The sequence below is a fragment of the Streptomyces sp. AA1529 genome (genome assembly GCF_000280905.1).
Lineage (GTDB): Bacteria > Actinomycetota > Actinomycetes > Streptomycetales > Streptomycetaceae > Streptomyces.
In genome coordinates this window covers 1-15,097 of record NZ_ALAP01000036.1, presented here as the reverse complement: position 1 = coordinate 15,097, position 15,097 = coordinate 1, and the positions used below count along the sequence as shown (strand labels likewise).

Annotated in this window: 14 protein-coding genes and 1 pseudogene; 10 read left to right on the top strand and 5 right to left on the bottom strand. The window is 73.7% G+C overall.

Annotation, left to right across the window (positions count from 1 at the left end):
* Positions 1–195: hypothetical protein (locus A949_RS0110675; protein ID WP_026004538.1), on the bottom strand; the 195-nt coding region annotated here is incomplete at its 3' end.
* 90 nt (positions 196–285) lie between these two features.
* Positions 286–3,141: a SpoIIE family protein phosphatase gene (locus A949_RS0110670; protein ID WP_078565391.1), complete on the bottom strand. Its 2,856-nt coding sequence runs from the start codon at positions 3,139–3,141 to the stop codon at positions 286–288.
* A gap of 140 nt (positions 3,142–3,281) precedes the next feature.
* Here A949_RS0110670 and yhfZ point away from each other — a divergent pair, with 140 nt between their 5' ends.
* From yhfZ to A949_RS0110620, 10 genes are all read left to right on the top strand, one after another.
* On the top strand, positions 3,282–4,226 hold the full coding sequence (gene yhfZ / locus A949_RS0110665) for a GntR family transcriptional regulator YhfZ (protein WP_019355996.1): 945 nt from the start codon (positions 3,282–3,284) through the stop codon (positions 4,224–4,226).
* 110 nt (positions 4,227–4,336) lie between these two features.
* Positions 4,337–4,711: a PRD domain-containing protein gene (locus tag A949_RS0110660; RefSeq protein ID WP_019355995.1), complete on the top strand. Its 375-nt coding sequence runs from the start codon at positions 4,337–4,339 to the stop codon at positions 4,709–4,711.
* A 145-nt stretch (positions 4,712–4,856) separates the two neighbouring features.
* Positions 4,857–5,210 carry a DUF2620 domain-containing protein gene (locus A949_RS0110655; protein WP_019355994.1) on the top strand — a complete coding sequence of 118 codons (354 nt, stop codon included), beginning with the start codon at positions 4,857–4,859 and terminating at the stop codon, positions 5,208–5,210.
* 54 nt (positions 5,211–5,264) lie between these two features.
* Positions 5,265–6,620 carry a YhfT family protein gene (locus A949_RS0110650; RefSeq protein WP_019355993.1) on the top strand — a complete coding sequence of 452 codons (1,356 nt, stop codon included), beginning with the start codon at positions 5,265–5,267 and terminating at the stop codon, positions 6,618–6,620.
* A gap of 93 nt (positions 6,621–6,713) precedes the next feature.
* Entirely contained in the window at positions 6,714–7,712 is a 999-nt protein-coding gene (locus A949_RS0110645; RefSeq protein WP_019355992.1) for a phosphotriesterase family protein, read from the top strand.
* A gap of 1 nt (position 7,713) precedes the next feature.
* Complete coding sequence (locus tag A949_RS33100) at positions 7,714–9,006, top strand: aminotransferase class V-fold PLP-dependent enzyme (RefSeq protein ID WP_019355991.1); 1,293 nt, start codon at positions 7,714–7,716, stop codon at positions 9,004–9,006.
* A 1-nt stretch (position 9,007) separates the two neighbouring features.
* Positions 9,008–10,171, top strand: coding sequence for an alanine racemase (locus tag A949_RS0110635; protein WP_019355990.1), 1,164 nt, complete (start codon positions 9,008–9,010; stop codon positions 10,169–10,171).
* Between the two features lie 65 nt (positions 10,172–10,236).
* A complete protein-coding gene (locus A949_RS0110630) occupies positions 10,237–11,418 on the top strand; it encodes a phosphopentomutase (RefSeq protein WP_051019458.1) in 1,182 nt (393 codons plus the stop codon).
* 128 nt (positions 11,419–11,546) lie between these two features.
* Positions 11,547–12,371 carry an aldo/keto reductase gene (locus A949_RS0110625; RefSeq protein WP_037706124.1) on the top strand — a complete coding sequence of 275 codons (825 nt, stop codon included), beginning with the start codon at positions 11,547–11,549 and terminating at the stop codon, positions 12,369–12,371.
* 81 nt (positions 12,372–12,452) lie between these two features.
* Positions 12,453–13,061 (top strand): DUF4291 domain-containing protein, encoded by a 609-nt coding sequence (locus tag A949_RS0110620; protein WP_026004535.1) that lies wholly within the window; start codon positions 12,453–12,455, stop codon positions 13,059–13,061.
* Between the two features lie 51 nt (positions 13,062–13,112).
* On the opposite strand, the gene A949_RS0110615 is transcribed toward A949_RS0110620, so the two are convergent.
* The 3 genes and pseudogenes from A949_RS0110615 to A949_RS33095 all read right to left on the bottom strand — a co-directional run.
* Positions 13,113–13,829, bottom strand: a complete 717-nt coding sequence (locus A949_RS0110615) for a hypothetical protein (RefSeq protein ID WP_019355986.1) — start codon at positions 13,827–13,829, stop codon at positions 13,113–13,115.
* A 9-nt stretch (positions 13,830–13,838) separates the two neighbouring features.
* Positions 13,839–14,906, bottom strand: coding sequence for an MASE1 domain-containing protein (locus tag A949_RS0110610; RefSeq protein WP_019355985.1), 1,068 nt, complete (start codon positions 14,904–14,906; stop codon positions 13,839–13,841).
* Positions 14,906–15,097: pseudogene (locus tag A949_RS33095) on the bottom strand (serine/threonine-protein phosphatase); the annotation flags it as partial. The pseudogene A949_RS33095 and the gene A949_RS0110610, both read right to left, overlap by 1 nt.

Sequence of the window (15,097 nt, the reverse complement as noted above, 5' to 3'; positions counted from 1 at the left end):
GAATGTCTCCCCGGCGTCGAAGACGCCCACCCCGTGCACGGGGACGCGGCTGCCGCGGGGGGCGGCCAGCAGGTCCAGTGCCCCGCCCTCGGCGGTCGCCAGCAGGCTCGCCAGGGTGGGGTGGCCCTGGTGCCGCTCTGTCGCCCCGGGGGCGGCCGGCCGGTGCGACGGGCTTGAGCTGGACATGGTGGACATGGCTCCAGTGTGGCCGAGCAGCCGGGTGCGGCTGTGCGGCGGCTCCCGGCCCTGCGGTGACCGGGCGGGGAGGGCAGGGGCTCAACCGGGTCAGAGGGACTCGTCCCACTGGTCGAGGAGGCTGTCGGCGTCCTCCTCGGGGCTGTGCTCCTCCGGGTGGAGGTTCTGTTCGGTCCACATCACCTTGCCGTGCGGTGTGTAGCGGGTCCCCCAGCGCTCGGCGAGCTGCGCCACCAGGAACAGGCCGCGGCCGCCCTCCTCGGTGGCCGCGGCGCGGCGCATGTGCGGCGAGGTGCTGCTGCCGTCGGAGACCTCGCAGGTGAGGCGGGACTGGTGGAGCAGCCGGACGCGGATCGGTTCGCTGCCGTAGCGGATGGCGTTGGTCACCAGTTCGCTGAGGATCAGCTCGGTGGTGAAGGACGTCTCCGCCAGACCCCACTCGGCCAGCTTCCGGCTGACCTGGGCGCGCAGCGGGGCCACGGCTCCGGAGTCGGCGGGCACTTCCCACTGGGCGACCTGTTCGGGATCGAGCACCTGGGCGCGCGACACCAGCAGGGCGATGTCGTCGCTGGGCTCGGCGGGCAGCAGGGCGTCGAGCACCGCGCGGCAGGTGTCCTCGGGAGACCTGCCCGGGTGGCCGGTCAGTGTGCGGCGCAGCAGGGCGAGACCGTCGTCCACGTCGCGTTCGCGGTCCTCCACCAGCCCGTCGGTGAACAGGACGAGCTGGCTCCCGGGCGGCAGATGCAGCTCCGCCGTCTCGAACGGGGCGCCGCCCAGGCCGAGCGGCAGGCCGACGGGCACCTCCGGGTAGTCGACGGTGCCGTCGGGCGCGACCAGCGCGGGCCCCGGGTGGCCCGCGCGGGCCACGGTGCAGCGCCCGGAGACCGCGTCGTAGATCGCGTACAGGCAGGTGGCTCCGGTGACGGTCGCGCCGTTGCCCTCGGTCGTCTGGTCCTGGTCGATCCGGTCGACCAGCTCGTCCAGGTGTGCCAGGAGCTCCTCGGGCGTCAGATCGAGCGAGGAGAAGTTGAGCACGGCGGTGCGCAGCCGGCCCATGGTCGCGGCCGCGTGCAGTCCGTGGCCCACCACGTCGCCGACCACCAGCGCCACCCGGGCGCCGGGCAGCGGGATGACGTCGAACCAGTCGCCGCCCACCCCGGCCCTGGTGGGCCGGTAGCGCGAGGCGACGTCCAGGGCGTCCTGTTCGGGCAGGCCGCGGGGGAGCAGGCTGCGCTGGAGAGTGACCGCCATGGCGTTCTCGCGGGTGTAGCGGCGGGCGTTGTCGATGCTGACCGCGGCCCGTGCGGCCAGCTCCTCGGCGAAGGCCACGTCGTCGTCGCCGAAGGGGTCGCTGCGGTCGGTGCGCCAGAAGTCGACACTGCCCAGCAGCACCCCGCGGGCCCGCAGCGGGGTGCTGATCAGCGAGCGGATGCCGTATTCCAGTGCCTGCCGGCCGTGGTCGGGCTGCTGCGCCAGCCAGTCGTCGGCCTGCCGCAGATCGGTTTCCAGGACCGAGCGCTCGCCCGCTTCCTCGGCATGTCCGCGCAGCGACTCCACGCTGCGCACCACGGCGCCCACCGGGAGCAGCGGCGCGCGGTCGCGGACGCCGCTCATCGCGGTGCGGCGCATGTCGGTGCGTGCGGCGGAGGGCTCCTCGCCGCGCAGCACCGGGTCCAGCAGTTCCACGGTGGCGAACTCGGCGAACCGGGGTACGGCCACCTCGGTCAGCTCCTCGGCGGTGCGGGTCACATCCAGCGTGGTGCCGATCCGCACTCCGGCCTCGTACAGCAGCCGCAGCCGCTCCCGTGCCCCTTCCGCGCGGCCCTCCAGCGCGTGCAGTTCGGTGGTGTCCCGCAGTGTCGCCACCTGTCCGGGCGGGCCCTCCCCGCTGCGGGTGGAGCGGACGTTGACGGCCAGCAGCCGGCCCTTGGCCAGATGCACCTCGTCCGAGGCGGCCCGGCCCGACGTCAGCAGGCCCAGCATGCCCGCGCCCAGACCGACCTGGTCGACAGGGCGCCCCTCGGCGTCCTCGGGCAGCTCCAGCAGCCGCCGTGCCTCGTTGTTGACCAGGACCAGCCGCCCCGTCTCGTCGACGATCAGCACGCCCTCCCGGACGGCGTGCAGCACCGCGTCGTGGTGCTCGTACATCCGGGTCATCTCCTCGGGACCCAGGCCGTGGGTCTGGCGCCGCAGCCGCCGGTTGACCAGCGCGGAGGTGCCCGAGGCGAGCAGCAGCGCCCCGGCGGCGGACATGAGCAGAACCGGCAGCTGCCGCTTCACGCCCTCGTTCACCCGGGAGACCGTCACGCCGGTGGAGACCAGTCCGGCGAGTGTGCCGTCCGGCCGGGTGACGGGGACGGCGGAGTTCACGGTCGGTCCGGGGGCGGCCTGGAGGGTCTTGGTGGTCGAGCGGCCCTCCCGCGCGTTGTCGACGAGGTCCTGCACGGGGCCCGCGACGCGTTTGCCGATCAGGTCGGGCTGGGGTGCCGTGACCCGGGTGCCGTCCGGCGTCCAGACGACCACGTAGGAGACCTTGGTCGCCTTGCGGACCGCTTCGGCGCGCGGCTGGAGCGCCGCGGTCGGGTCCTTGCTCTCCAGCCCGGCCAGGACGTCCGGGGAGCGCGCGAAGGTGGTGGCGACCGCGAGGGACTGCTTGCTGGCCTGGCGGGTGCTGCTCCAGCGCGCGTGCAGCACGAAGGCCACCACCACGGCGACCATCAGCAGCACGATGACCGACACCTGGAGGAAGAAGACCTCGCCGGCGACGGTGCGGGGGCCGAACGGGAGCCGGAAGAGGCGTTCGCGGGGCGGCGGCCCGCTGTCGGGAGGCCTGTCCCGGGCGGGGGCCCTCTCGGCGCCCGGACCGTGCGCGGAATGCGCGGAGCCGGACCGCACTCGGCGGTGCTGTCCGCGCCGAGCCGATCGGCGCCCGAAAAGTCCGCGCATGCCCCTTTTCTAGCAGTTCCCGGCATGGTGAGCCTCCGTCGACTCGGACTCTCTCCGTCCGGAAAGCGGGGGCCGGGGCACGCGGAGGAATCCGGGAAGGGGTCTTGTCAAGAATCCAGGATTCTGTTTACTGTGCCGTCGTGAACGACTACGACGACCGGTTCCTGACCCGCAACGGCCTGGCGGCCCGCCAGCTCGCGCTCCTCCTGCTGGAGTACGAGCCGGAGCGGCGACTGCCCCGGGTGCGGGACTTCGCCGAGGAGCTGGGCTGCGGCAACGGCACCGTCCAGGGTGCGCTGCGGCTGCTGGAGGAGGCCGGGGCGATCGAGACCGCCGCGCGCGGCCATCTGGGCACCTTCCTCGTCCGGTCGGACCGCTCCGTCCTGTGGCGGCTGTCGGGGCTGGGCACCCTGCTCGCCGCGATGCCGCTGCCCTACTCCCGCCGCTACGAGGGCCTGGCGACCGGGCTGCGCGCCGCCTTCGACGACGCCGGGACGCCCTTCGGCATCACCTTCATGCGCGGGGCGGGCAGCAGGGCGACGGCACTGCTGGAGGGCAAGGCAGACCTGGTCGTCCTCTCCCGCTACGCCGCGGACCGCCTGATCGAGGAGTACCCCGAGGACCTCTCGCTGGTGGTCGACCTGGGCCCGACCACCTATGTCGGGGCCCACGGAGTGCTGCTGCGCGAAGGGGGTTCGCTGGAGGCGCCCGGCCTCCGCGTCGCGGTCGACCACGCCTCGGAGGACCAGCGGCTGCTCGCCGAACGCGCGTTCGCGGGCCGGGCGGACGTCGAGTGGATCGAGTGCTCCTACATGCAGCTCCTCGACCTGCTGGTGCAGGACAAGGCGGACGCCACCGTCTGGAACCTGGACGAGGTGCAGGGCCGGCTCGGCGAGGGCATCGAGGTGCTGCCGCTCGGCGACGAGATAACGCAGGACCTCTCGCTGCGCAACTCCAGCGCGGCGGTCATCGGCAGAGCCGAGAGCGTGGCCGCGCTGCACGCCATACGGGAGGCCATCGACACCGAACGGGTGACGAAGCTGCAGTCCGCAGTCGTACGAGGAGACCGGATGCCCTCGTATTGACGCCCCGCCGGCGCCCCGGCGCCCGTCGACCGTCCCCCGTTCCGTGACGGGGGACGGCCGGCCCCGAGAATCCAGAATCCCGATTTCTGTCGCCCGTCGAGGAGAACGCCGTGGACGACCAACTCGCACTCCGTATCCAGCTCTTCCGCGACGGCGGCCGGGTCCGCCCCGAAGTGGCCGACTTCGTGACGGCGGAACTGTCCGCGCTCGCCGACGAGGGCGCTCCGGTCACCGAGGAGACCGCGGGCATGCTGACGAGCCATCTGATGATGGCCCTCACCCGGTTGCTCGACGGCGAGTCCATCGAGGAGTTCCGGACCGACGACCAGGTCGCTGCGGAACTGGCCGACCATCCGGCGGCCGTCTCCCGCGCCCGCCGCGTCGCCACCCGAGCCGAGACCGAACTGGGCGCCGCGCTGCCCGGCTCCGAGATCAACTTCCTGGCCATGCACCTGGCCGTGCTCGCCCAGCGGGTGTCCCCCTGACCCCCGTCCCGGAGACACCGGTACCCACCACCCCCGACCGCCCCCGGCACCACCGGGACGCACTCCACGAAGCACCCCCGCGCACCCCGACGCACCAGCGGAACCCGCCGCCGGGTCCCGCGGCACAGACGAGAGGTACCCACTCATGACGAAGATCCTCACCGGCGGAGTCGGCAAGACCGAAGTGGCCGACGCCATCCGCGCCCTCGACCTGGACGGCGTGGAGGTCGTGGTCTCCAGCGACATGGACGCCGCCATGAAGCTGCGCTCCGGTCAGGCCGACTACTACCTCGGCACCTGCCACACCGGAGCCGGAGCCTCGCTCGGCGTACTCGTGGGGCTGCTCGGCCAGCCCGCCTGCCACACCTTCGGCCGCACGGTCCCCGGTGAGGACGAAGTGGCGGCACTGATCGCCGACGGCAAGAAGGTCTTCGGCTTCTCCATGGACCAGATCGAGACCATCGCCCCCCTGCTCGCCCGCGCCCTCGCGCGTGCCTGACCGGGTCCAGGCGCAGAACCCCCGGGCGTGTAAGGAGCGAACCCCGTGAGAACGATGAGCACCACCGGCCTCCAACTGGCCGCAGACGCAGGACTGGACTTCTCGCTGCCGCAGCAGTTGACCGTGATCCTGCTGTGCGCGCTGACCGCGTTCATCTCGCACATGGCGCTGGCCGTCTTCAACGACGGAGTGCGCCCGTTCATGCTGGACTTCATCCACGGCCGGACCACCCGCTCGGCCACCACCGCGGTCTCCTTCGGGCTCTCCGCAGGCTTCATCTTCGGACTCGGCGCGCCGATGGCGCTCTCCTCCGGCGTCCTGAACCCCTGGCTGCTCTTCCTGCCCACCGACATCCTGGGCCTGCTGGCGCCGAAGAAGTGGCTGGCGCCGCTGCTGGGCGCCGGATGGGGCGCGGTGGTCGTCTTCGGACTCAACGGCGCCAACGAGGTGGCGCACGACCTGCCCGTCGACTTCCTGACGGCCATGCAGCAGATGTCGACACCGATCCTTTTCCTCTTCACCCTGTTCCCGGTGCTGGCCATCACCAAGCAGTTCGGACGCGCGTGGGGCGCGGCGGCCGGAGCGGTGGAGCTGGCCCTCGTCGTGATGACGATGAAGCTGTGGCCCGACATCTTCGCGGGCGCCCTCGCCATGGCCGTCGGCGTCCTCCTGCTGATCGGCCTCGCCGTCCGCAGGGACCTGGTGCAGCGCAAGGCGGACCGCCAGGCCGCCGCCTCGGGAGCCGTCTCGGAGGAGGCGCCCGACGACGATCCGATGGCCTCCCTGTTCAGCGCCAGCGCCACCCGGCTGCGCCGCTACCTGCCGCTGTTCATGGTCCTGGGCGCGGGAGTCTGCGTCCTCGCCCAGATGCACATATTCGGCGGCGGCGAAGCCACCAGCTTCCTCATAGCCAAGGGCCACTTCTCCGAGGCCGCGCAGGTCGACTTCTACCGCGTCTTCGGCTTCGTCCCGCTGATCGCCACGACGGCGCTCGCCTCGGGCGCCTACGGCATCGCCGGATTCACGCTCGTCTACCCGATCGGCTACCTGATGCCGAACCCGGTGCTGGCGGCGGTGGTCGGAGCGGCCGTCTTCGCCCTCGAGGTCCTGGCGCTCTCCTCCATCGGCAAGGTCCTCGGCAAGCTCCCCAGCGTCCGGGACTCCTCCGAGCACCTGCGCAACGCCATCACCGACAGCCTCCACCTGGCCATCCTCTTCGGCTCCCTGATGGCGGCCAACGCGATGGGCGGCGGACTCGGCATCCTCATCGTGGGCGGGCTCTACCTGCTCAACGAGGCGATGGGCCGCCCCGTCGTCCGGATGGCGGCCGCGCCCACCGCGGTGATCATCGGTGGTGTCCTGCTCAACGTCCTCTACTGGCTCGACCTGTTCACCCCTCTCAAGGGCTGATCCGTCCCGACCGGGCGCGGCTGCCCGGGGCCCGCGATCCCGCCGGACCGCACGAACGGCCCCAGGCAGCACCGCCACCAGGAAGGCCCACCGATGAGCGCGAGCTCCACCCCCCACCCGCACCGCGGCACCGAGCCGCTGGTGCACACGGTCGCCGGACCGCTGGCGGCGGCATCCGTCAGCGGTCCCGTCCTCGCCCACGAGCACCTGGTCCTCGACCTGGACCGCCGGAACGACGGCGCCGCCGTCCTCGACGCGCAGCGGCACGGACCGGCCGTCAGCCGGGAACTGGCGCAGCTGCGCGAGGAGTACGGCCTCTCCCTCGTCATCGAACTGACCTGCCGGGGCATGGGCCGCGATCCGGCCGCCCTCGCCCGGACAGCCCGGGACAGCGGCATCGCCGTCGTCGCCGCGACCGGCTGGTACTACGAGCCGTTCCACCCGGCCGCCGACCTGGCCGGAGCCTCCGTGGAACAGCTCGCCGCCACCCTGACGGCGGAGGTCCGCGAGGGCATGGCGGGCCCCGACGGCGCACCCACCGGAATCCGCCCCGGGGTGCTCGGCGAGGTGGGCAGCCACGGCGAGACCCCCAGCGAACCCGAGACCAGGGTGCTGCGGGCCGCCGCGCACACGGCCGTCGCCACCGGCCTGTCGGTGGCCACCCACGCCCAGCTCGGCCACGGCGGACTCGCCCAGCTCGACCTGCTGACCGGCGCGGGCCTCGCCCCGCACCGGATCTGCGTCGGGCACCAGGACCTGCTCACCGCCCCCGCCGTGCACCGGCGGCTCGCCGAGGCCGGCGCGTACGTCGCGTTCGACACCATCGGCAAGGACAGCTACCAGAGCGACCAGGAACGGCTGCGGCTGCTCCTCGCGTTCCTGGAGGCCGGCCACGCCGACCGGGCACTGCTGAGCTGCGACATCTCCCGTCACGCCTATCTGCGCAGCGAGGGCGGCACGGGCTACGGGCACCTGTTCCGCTCGTTCCTGCCCGCCCTGCGCGCCGCCGGCGTGGACGACGAACTGATCGATGTGCTGACGCGGCGCAACCCGCTGCGCTTTCTGACCGGCGCGAGCCCCGAGGAGATCTGAGATGGCTGCCACCCCCTCGAATGCGTCCCACCCGGACGCGCACGGCTCGAGGCCGGCGCCCCCGCCGCTGCCCCGCACGTTCCCGCTGGACACCGTTCCGGTGGAAGACGCGGCCGGGCAGCAGTTCCGGCTGCTGGAAGCCACCGCGGCGCACTTCGCCGGGCCGGAGCTGTTCGCCGCCGACGCCGGGGTGGTGCCCGAACTCGGCCGCCCGCGGACCACCGCGCGTGTCGAGGCGGTGCTGGCCGCGTACTTCGGTGCCGAGGACGCCGCGCTGGTGCAGGGCGCGGGCACCGGCGCCATCCGCGCCGCGCTGACCGCAGCCGTCGGCCCGGGCGAACCGCTGCTCGTCCACCGGGCCCCGGTCTACCGCACCACCGCCGTGACACTCCGCGGGCTCGGGGTCGAGACCGTCGAAGCCGACTTCAACGACCTCGACGCGCTGCGGAGCGTGCTGGCCTCCGGCCGCTTCCGCTGGGCGTACGTGCAGCACACCCGCCAGCGGCTGGCCGACTCCTACGATCCCGGCGAGGTCCTCGCCGCCTGCCGGCAGGCCGGTGTCCGCACCCTCACCGACGACAACTACGCCGTCTTCCGGGTGCCCGCCTCCGGAGTCGAACTCGGCGCGGACGCCTCCTGCTTCTCGCTGTTCAAGCTGCACGGCCCGGAGGGCGTCGGCGCCGTCGTCGGCGCCGCCGACCTGGTCGCCCGCGTGCACGCCGACAACTACTCCGGCGGCGGCCAGGTCCAGGGCCACCAGGCGCTCGACGCACTGCGCGCCCTCACCCACGTGCCGGTGATGTGGGCCCTGCAGTCCCGGGTCGGCGCCGAGGTCGCCGAGCGCCTCGCGGCCGGCGAAGTGCCCGGCGTCGCCGACGTGCGCCTCGCCAACGCGCAGGACAGATGCCTGCTGGTGCAGCTCGACACGCCCGTGGCGCGGCGGCTGCCCGAGGTGGCCGCCCGGTTCGGCGCGGCGCCCTACCCGGTGGGCTCCAACTCCCGGTACGAGATCGCGCCGCTCTTCTACCGGATGTCCAGCTCGGCCCTGGACGACGCACCCGAGCTGGCCGACTGGGTGGTCCGTGTCAACCCGATGCGCGCCGGCGCCGACCTCGTCCTGGACATCCTGCGCCGCTCCCTGGCGGCGATCGGCGGCGAGCCACCCGCTCCCGAAGCGCCCGGACAGCACTCCGCGCCCGGAGGACCCGGACCTGCCCACGCCCCCGAAGCACCCCGGCAGCACGCCGCGCCCGCAGCCCCGCACGACGTACCGCAGCACCGCGCAAAGGACTGACGTGTTCCTCGACAGCCTCCTCGCCCGCAACCCGGAGCTCGCCGACACCGCGGCCGACCTCCACCGGCGCGGCGAGATCCCACCCGACACCTACGTCATGGACCTGGACGCCATCACGCAGAACGCGGCCCTGCTCGCGGACGCGGCCCGGCGCCTGGACCTGTCGCTGTGGTTCGTGGTCAAGCAGTTCGGCCGCAACCCGGAACTGATCCGGGCCGTCGCACGTGCCATTCCCCGGTTCGCCGCCATCGACACCGACGAGGCCCGCACCCTGCACGCGGCCGGAGCCGGCGCCGGGAACCTCGGCCATCTGGTGCAGATCCCGCACCGTGCCCTCCCCGAGCTGCTGGCGCTGCGGCCGGAGACCGTCACCGTCTTCGACCTCGACAACGCGCGTGCCGTCTCCGCGGCGGCACAGCGCCTGGGCCTGGTGCAGGACGTCCTCGTCCGGCTCGAGGGCGCCCCCGGCTCGGTCTACCCGGGGCAGGAGGGCGGTGTCCCGCTGACCGCGCTCGACACGTTCGCCGAGCAGGCCGAGCGGCTGCCGGGCATCCGGATCGCGGGAGTCACCGCGTTCCCCTGCGTATTGTGCGACGCCAAGACCGGCCTCCCCGAGCCCACCCCCACCTTCGACGTCGCCCTCGAAGCCCGCGAGGCGCTGGCCGCCCGCGGACACCGGGACCTGAAGCTCAGCGCCCCCAGCGCCACCTCCGTGGCCAGCCTGCCGCTGCTCGCACGGCTGGGCGCCACCCACGGCGAGCCCGGCCACGCCCTCACCGGCACCACGCCGCTGCACGCGGTCGACACCGGCCAGCCCGAACAGCCCGCCTACGTCTACGTCTCGGAGGTCGCGCACACGCTGGCGGACGGGAGGCCGGCGCTGTTCGGCGGCGGGTTCTACCCGCGCGCACACCTCAACTCCGCGCTGCTGCCCCGCACCGGGCAGCGGCTCGCGGTGCAGGACGCGCCCGCGGAGAACATCGACTACTACCGGCTGCTGGCCGCCCCCGGCGCCGGCCGGCCGGTGCGGGCCGGCGACACCGCACTGCTGGCGTTCCGCACCCAGGTCTTCGTGACCCGCTCCAAGGTCGCGGTGGTGGCCGGACTCGCCTCCGGAAGACCCCGGCTGACCGGGCTGTACGACGCACACGGGAGGGCGCTGTGACCGGCGGGCGAAACGACCGGGGGCGCACCGTCATCGTCGTCGTCGACGGGTTCGGGATCGGGGCGATGCCGGACGCGGGCGCGCTGCGTCCCGGCGACCTGACCGCCGACACCTGCGGCCATGTGCTCGACCACGCCCGGGAGGCGCTCGGCAGGCCGCTGCGGCTGCCCGTCCTCGGGGCGCTGGGCCTGGGCCTGGTCCACCCGCACCCCGACCTCGCCCGCGGCACCCGGCTGCCCGTCGCGGCGGGCCGGGCGGCGCTGGGCTACCCCGGCGCCGACACCTTCGCCGGCCACCAGACGATGATGGGCGCGGACTTCAGCCGGGTGACCGTCGCCCGGCTCGGCGAGCATCTGACGGAGGTCACCGCGGCCCTGCGCGCGGCGGGGCACGAGGTCGAACTCCTCGACGGCAGGCCGCTGCTGCTGGTCGACGGCAGGGTGCTGGTGCACGACAACCTGGAGGCCGACCCCGGCATCAACTGGAACGCGTCGGCCGAACTGGCCGACCTCGACTTCGACGGCATCCTGGCCGTCGCCCGCACGGTGCGTGCGGTGGCGCCCGTCGCCCGGGTCATCGCCGTCGGCGGCCACGCGGACGGCCCGCTGCCCGGGTTCGTCCGCGACGGCGACGGCGGAACGGTGGGTCTGGACACCCCGGCGAGCGGCTTCTACCGGCACGACGGCCTCCAGGTGCGGCACCTGGGCGCGGAGCTGGACCACACCCGCCAACTGCCCGAACTGGCGGCGCGCTCCGGCATCCCCGTGACCCTCGTCGGCAAGGCCGCGGACATCCTGGCGTGCGAGGCCGCAGTCCGCCGCCCCGCCGTGCCCACGGCAGACGTCCTCGCCCACACGGCGGAGGCGGTCCGCGCGCCGGGGGAGGCCCTGGTCGTCGCCAACGTGCAGGAGAGCGACCTCGCCGGGCACCAGCAGGACGCCGAGCGGTACGCGCGCATCCTGGAGCAGGTCGACGCGGGGCTGGCCGCGCTGGTCGCGCTGCTGGACCGGCCCGGGGACCGGCTCGTGGTCACCGGCGACCACGGCAACGACCCGACCATCGGGCACGCCTACCACACCCGCGAGTATGTGCCGGTGCTCATCCACCGCCCCGGAGCGCCCGGAGTGGAGCTGCTGCCGGACGCGGACAGCCTCGCGGACGTGGGTGCCACGGCCGCTGCCGCGCTGGGTCTCGACCCCAGGGGCCTCGCCAACGGCAGGCGGATACCCCAGGGCGCCGCGGTCTGAGCGATCATGGGAGCGGCACCGGGCGCCCGGCCCGGGTGCCGCCGGGTACCGTCCAGGCCTCCGCCGCCCACCGGCGCACCCCGCCGGACCCGGCCGCAACCGCCGCCCGCGAAAGGACCACGAACGTCGTGCGCACTGTGCAGCTTCCCTCCGGTACCGCCGTCCCGGCCCTGGGCCAGGGCACCTGGCACATGGGTGACGACCCCTCCCGCCGGGCCCGGGAGCTGGAGGCGCTGCGCACCGGCATCGACCTGGGCATGACGCTCATCGACACCGCCGAGATGTACGGCAGCGGCGCCGCCGAGGAGTTGGTCGGCGAGGCCGTGCGGGGCCGCCGGGACGAGGTGTTCCTCGTCAGCAAGGTGTTGCCCTCGCACGCCGACCGGCGCGGCACCGTCGAAGCCTGCCGGGCCGGCCTGCGCCGGCTGGGCACCGACCGCATCGACCTGTATCTGCTCCACTGGCGCGGCGGCGTCCCGCTGGACGAGACGGTGGAGGCGCTGGAGGGGCTGGTACGCGAGGGAGACATCCGCTTCTGGGGAGTCAGCAACCTGGACACCGACGACCTCGCCGACCTGCCCGGCGGAGCCGTGCCGGAGACCGACCAGGTGCTCTACAACCTCTCCCGGCGCGGGCCCGAGTTCGATCTGCTGCCCCGCTGCCGCGAGTTGGCGGTCCCCGTGATGGCCTACTCCCCGGTCGAGCAGGGGCGACTGCTGGAGCACCCCGCACTGCGCACGGTCGCCGACGCGCACGGAGCCACTCCCGCGCAGGTGGCGCTGGCCTGGGTGCTGCGCCACGAGGACGTCATCGCCATCCCCAAGGCCTCGGTGCGCGCGCATGTCGAGGAGAACCGTGCGGCGGCCGATCTGCGGCTCACCGACGAGGACCGTGCCGTGCTGGACGAGGCCTTCCCGCCACCGCACCGCAAGCACCCGCTGGAGATCCTCTGAGCGGCCGCACGGCTGTCCCGGCGTTTCCCGGCCCGGAAAACCGGTGGCCGGCGAGCCGTCGGTGCGGTGATCCTGGACGCCGTGTCAGAACCTCAGCACGAACGACCCGCGCACCGTATTCGTGCGCTGTACACGGCGTCCACGGTCACCGTCTACCAGGCGTACGCGCCCCGGCTGGGCGTGCCCGCCGCTCGCGACGGGCGATTCCCCGCCGCCTGGAAGCGGGACCGGATGACCTGGATCAAACCGTCCTTCCTGTGGATGATGTACCGCTGCGGCTGGGCCACCAAGGAGGACCAGGAGACCGTGCTGGCCGTGGAGATCACCCGCCAGGGCTTCGAGTGGGCGCTGCGCCACGCCTGCCTGTCGCACCACGACGCGGACCGGCATCCCGACCGCGCGGCGTGGAAGCGGCAGTTGCGGGAGTACCCGGCCCGGGTGCAGTGGGATCCGGAGCGCGACCTGCACCTGCGTCCGCTGCCCCACCGTTCCCTCCAGCTCGGCCTGGCGGGTGAGGCCGCACGTCGCTACGCCGACGAGTGGACCGTCTCGCTCACCGATGTCACCCCGCTCGCCCACCGGGTGCACGCCGCCGTGCGCGCCGGTGATCTGACGGGCGCTCGCAGCCTGCTGCCCGTCGAGGAGCCCTATCCGGCGGGCCCGGAGCTCCTTGCGCACCTGGCCGCATGAGGCCGCCGCTGTGCGTCGGCGCGGGGCGGTACGGCCGGGCACGGGCCGGGGTCAGTCGATGAAGTAGTTCCAGAAGACGCCGACCTCGGTCTCCGAGGCGGCGACCACGCCCAGGTCCAGGATGTAGCCGTCCCGCTCGGCTGCCGGGTGGGTGAGGCAGGAGACGGCGAGGGTGCGGCGGCACCGCTCGGCGGTCTCCGCGCTCCTCTCCTCGTCGCCGGACAGGTCGTCGATCGGGTCGTCGTCGACGAACTCGTCGGTCAACGGATCCTCGTTGGTGGCGAACTCCGCGGCGGGGCCGAACCTGGCCAGGGCGGTGCGGGCCGCGGCACGCAGAGCTGCCTCGGAGCCCCGGTGGAGTCCGGAGCCCCCGTACTCGGCGCAGTGGCGCGTCAGCAGCATGGCCGCTTCCCGCCGGGTGATCAGCTCCAGGTGGTGGTCGAGATGGTGCGCGTCCACCAGGGCCAGCGGGTAGTACGGGGCCTGCGGGGTGCGGGACGAGCTCCCGGCGTGCTGGTCGACGGTGTGCCAGCCTCGCGGATCCCGGGTGTCGAGCCGCAGCACCGCCGAGACGTCCTGCAGCCAGTCGGCGTGCCGCCGCGGACCCACGGCGGCCAGCCACGGTCCCAGTGTGTCCAGTGCCCCCTCCCACGCGGCCGCGTCCGGAGCCGGCACGGACGCGGACGGCACGGACGGGGACGGCACCGGCCGGGACGGTATGGACGGCGCCGGCACGGACGGCGGCTCGGCGGGCGGAGGCGGGGCCATGACGGGACCCTATCCCTGGCGCTGCCCCGTTCGGCCGCCCGCCGGGAACGAGCGCGGACCGCGGCCCTGCGGGGCGAGGACCTCCACCATCTCGGCGAGGTCCTCGCAGGCGGCGGCGATCCTTCGGTGCGTGTTGCGCTTCTCGGCCGTGACGGCGGCCAGCAGCAGCGTGGTCAGCGCGGCGGAGCCGTTCAGCGCCTGGAGCGTGATCATGCCCGTGATCAGGTCCTCCCGTGCGAAGACACCCACCTGTGCGGTGGCGGCCCCGGTCGCGGCGACGGCGAGGATGGTCGTGCTCACCGCGCAGCCCGCCAGCTGGAACCGCAGCGCGGCCCACACCAGCAGCGGGAAGATCAGGAACAGCAGGTCCATGGGGGCACGGGTCACCACGATGGCCAGCACGGTCGTCGCCGCGCCCAGTCCCAGGGCCTCCAGCGCCTGCAGGACGCTGCGCGGCCGGCCCAGTTTGGGCAGGGACAGCAGCAGCGGGGTGACGACCAGGACGCCGACCGCGTCGCCCGCCCACCACGCGGACCAGACCGGCCAGAACTCGTGCAGCGTGAGGTTGCCGCCCGCCACCACCATCAGGGTGCCCACGGTCGCGCTCACCAGCATGCCCAGGAACGCCGCGAGGAAGACCAGGCTCACCCCGTCCCGCAGCCGGTCCACCTGTTCGCGGAATCCCGCACGGTGCAGCAGCAGGCAGGCGAGGACCGGGGCGAGCGTACTGCCCGCGACGGAGCCCAGCGAGGTCCAGCTCAGCGGCCCCATGTCGGTGAGCACCAGCAGCGCGCCGAGGGCCACCCCCGGCCATACCCGGAGCCCGAACCAGAGCAGTCCGGCGACGGCGATTCCGGTCGGCGGCCAGAACGGGGTGACGACCGCGCCCTCGACCGCCACCTTCCACAGCAGGCCGAGCCGTCCGCCTCCGTAGTAGAGCAGGGCGAGCACGACGAGCCGCAGCGCATAGGCCGCGAGCAGCCGCGACCGGGTGTCGCCGAGCAGCGCGCCGGCCGGCGCGGGCGCGGGTTCCGGCGGGTGGTCGGCTGGTGTCTCGCTGGGGCGCACATCGTTCATCAGACAACGCCCGGCGCCGCACGGTCCGTCTGACACGCCTCCGGCCCGTCATAGCTGAGCACCAGTACGGCCGCGTCGTCGGTGTGCCCGGTCTGCTCCGCCACCTCCATCACCCGGTCGGCGAGCACTTCGGGGTCCTCGCGCACGCCGTCCCGCAGTACTCGCGCCACCTGGTCGAGGCCCTGCTCCAG

What these genes read in the sequence shown, in the direction of transcription:
- A949_RS0110670 (WP_078565391.1), bottom strand. Translation starts at nt 3,141, where the DNA reads ATGCGCGGACTTTTCGGGCGCCGATCGGCTCGGCGCGGACAGCACCGC.
- A949_RS0110630 (WP_051019458.1), top strand. Translation starts at nt 10,237, where the DNA reads ATGCCGGACGCGGGCGCGCTGCGTCCCGGCGACCTGACCGCCGACACC.
- A949_RS0110645 (WP_019355992.1), top strand. Translation starts at nt 6,714, where the DNA reads ATGAGCGCGAGCTCCACCCCCCACCCGCACCGCGGCACCGAGCCGCTG.
- A949_RS33100 (WP_019355991.1), top strand. Translation starts at nt 7,714, where the DNA reads ATGGCTGCCACCCCCTCGAATGCGTCCCACCCGGACGCGCACGGCTCG.
- A949_RS0110615 (WP_019355986.1), bottom strand. Translation starts at nt 13,829, where the DNA reads ATGGCCCCGCCTCCGCCCGCCGAGCCGCCGTCCGTGCCGGCGCCGTCC.
- A949_RS0110610 (WP_019355985.1), bottom strand. Translation starts at nt 14,906, where the DNA reads ATGAACGATGTGCGCCCCAGCGAGACACCAGCCGACCACCCGCCGGAA.
- A949_RS0110650 (WP_019355993.1), top strand. Translation starts at nt 5,265, where the DNA reads ATGAGCACCACCGGCCTCCAACTGGCCGCAGACGCAGGACTGGACTTC.
- A949_RS0110655 (WP_019355994.1), top strand. Translation starts at nt 4,857, where the DNA reads ATGACGAAGATCCTCACCGGCGGAGTCGGCAAGACCGAAGTGGCCGAC.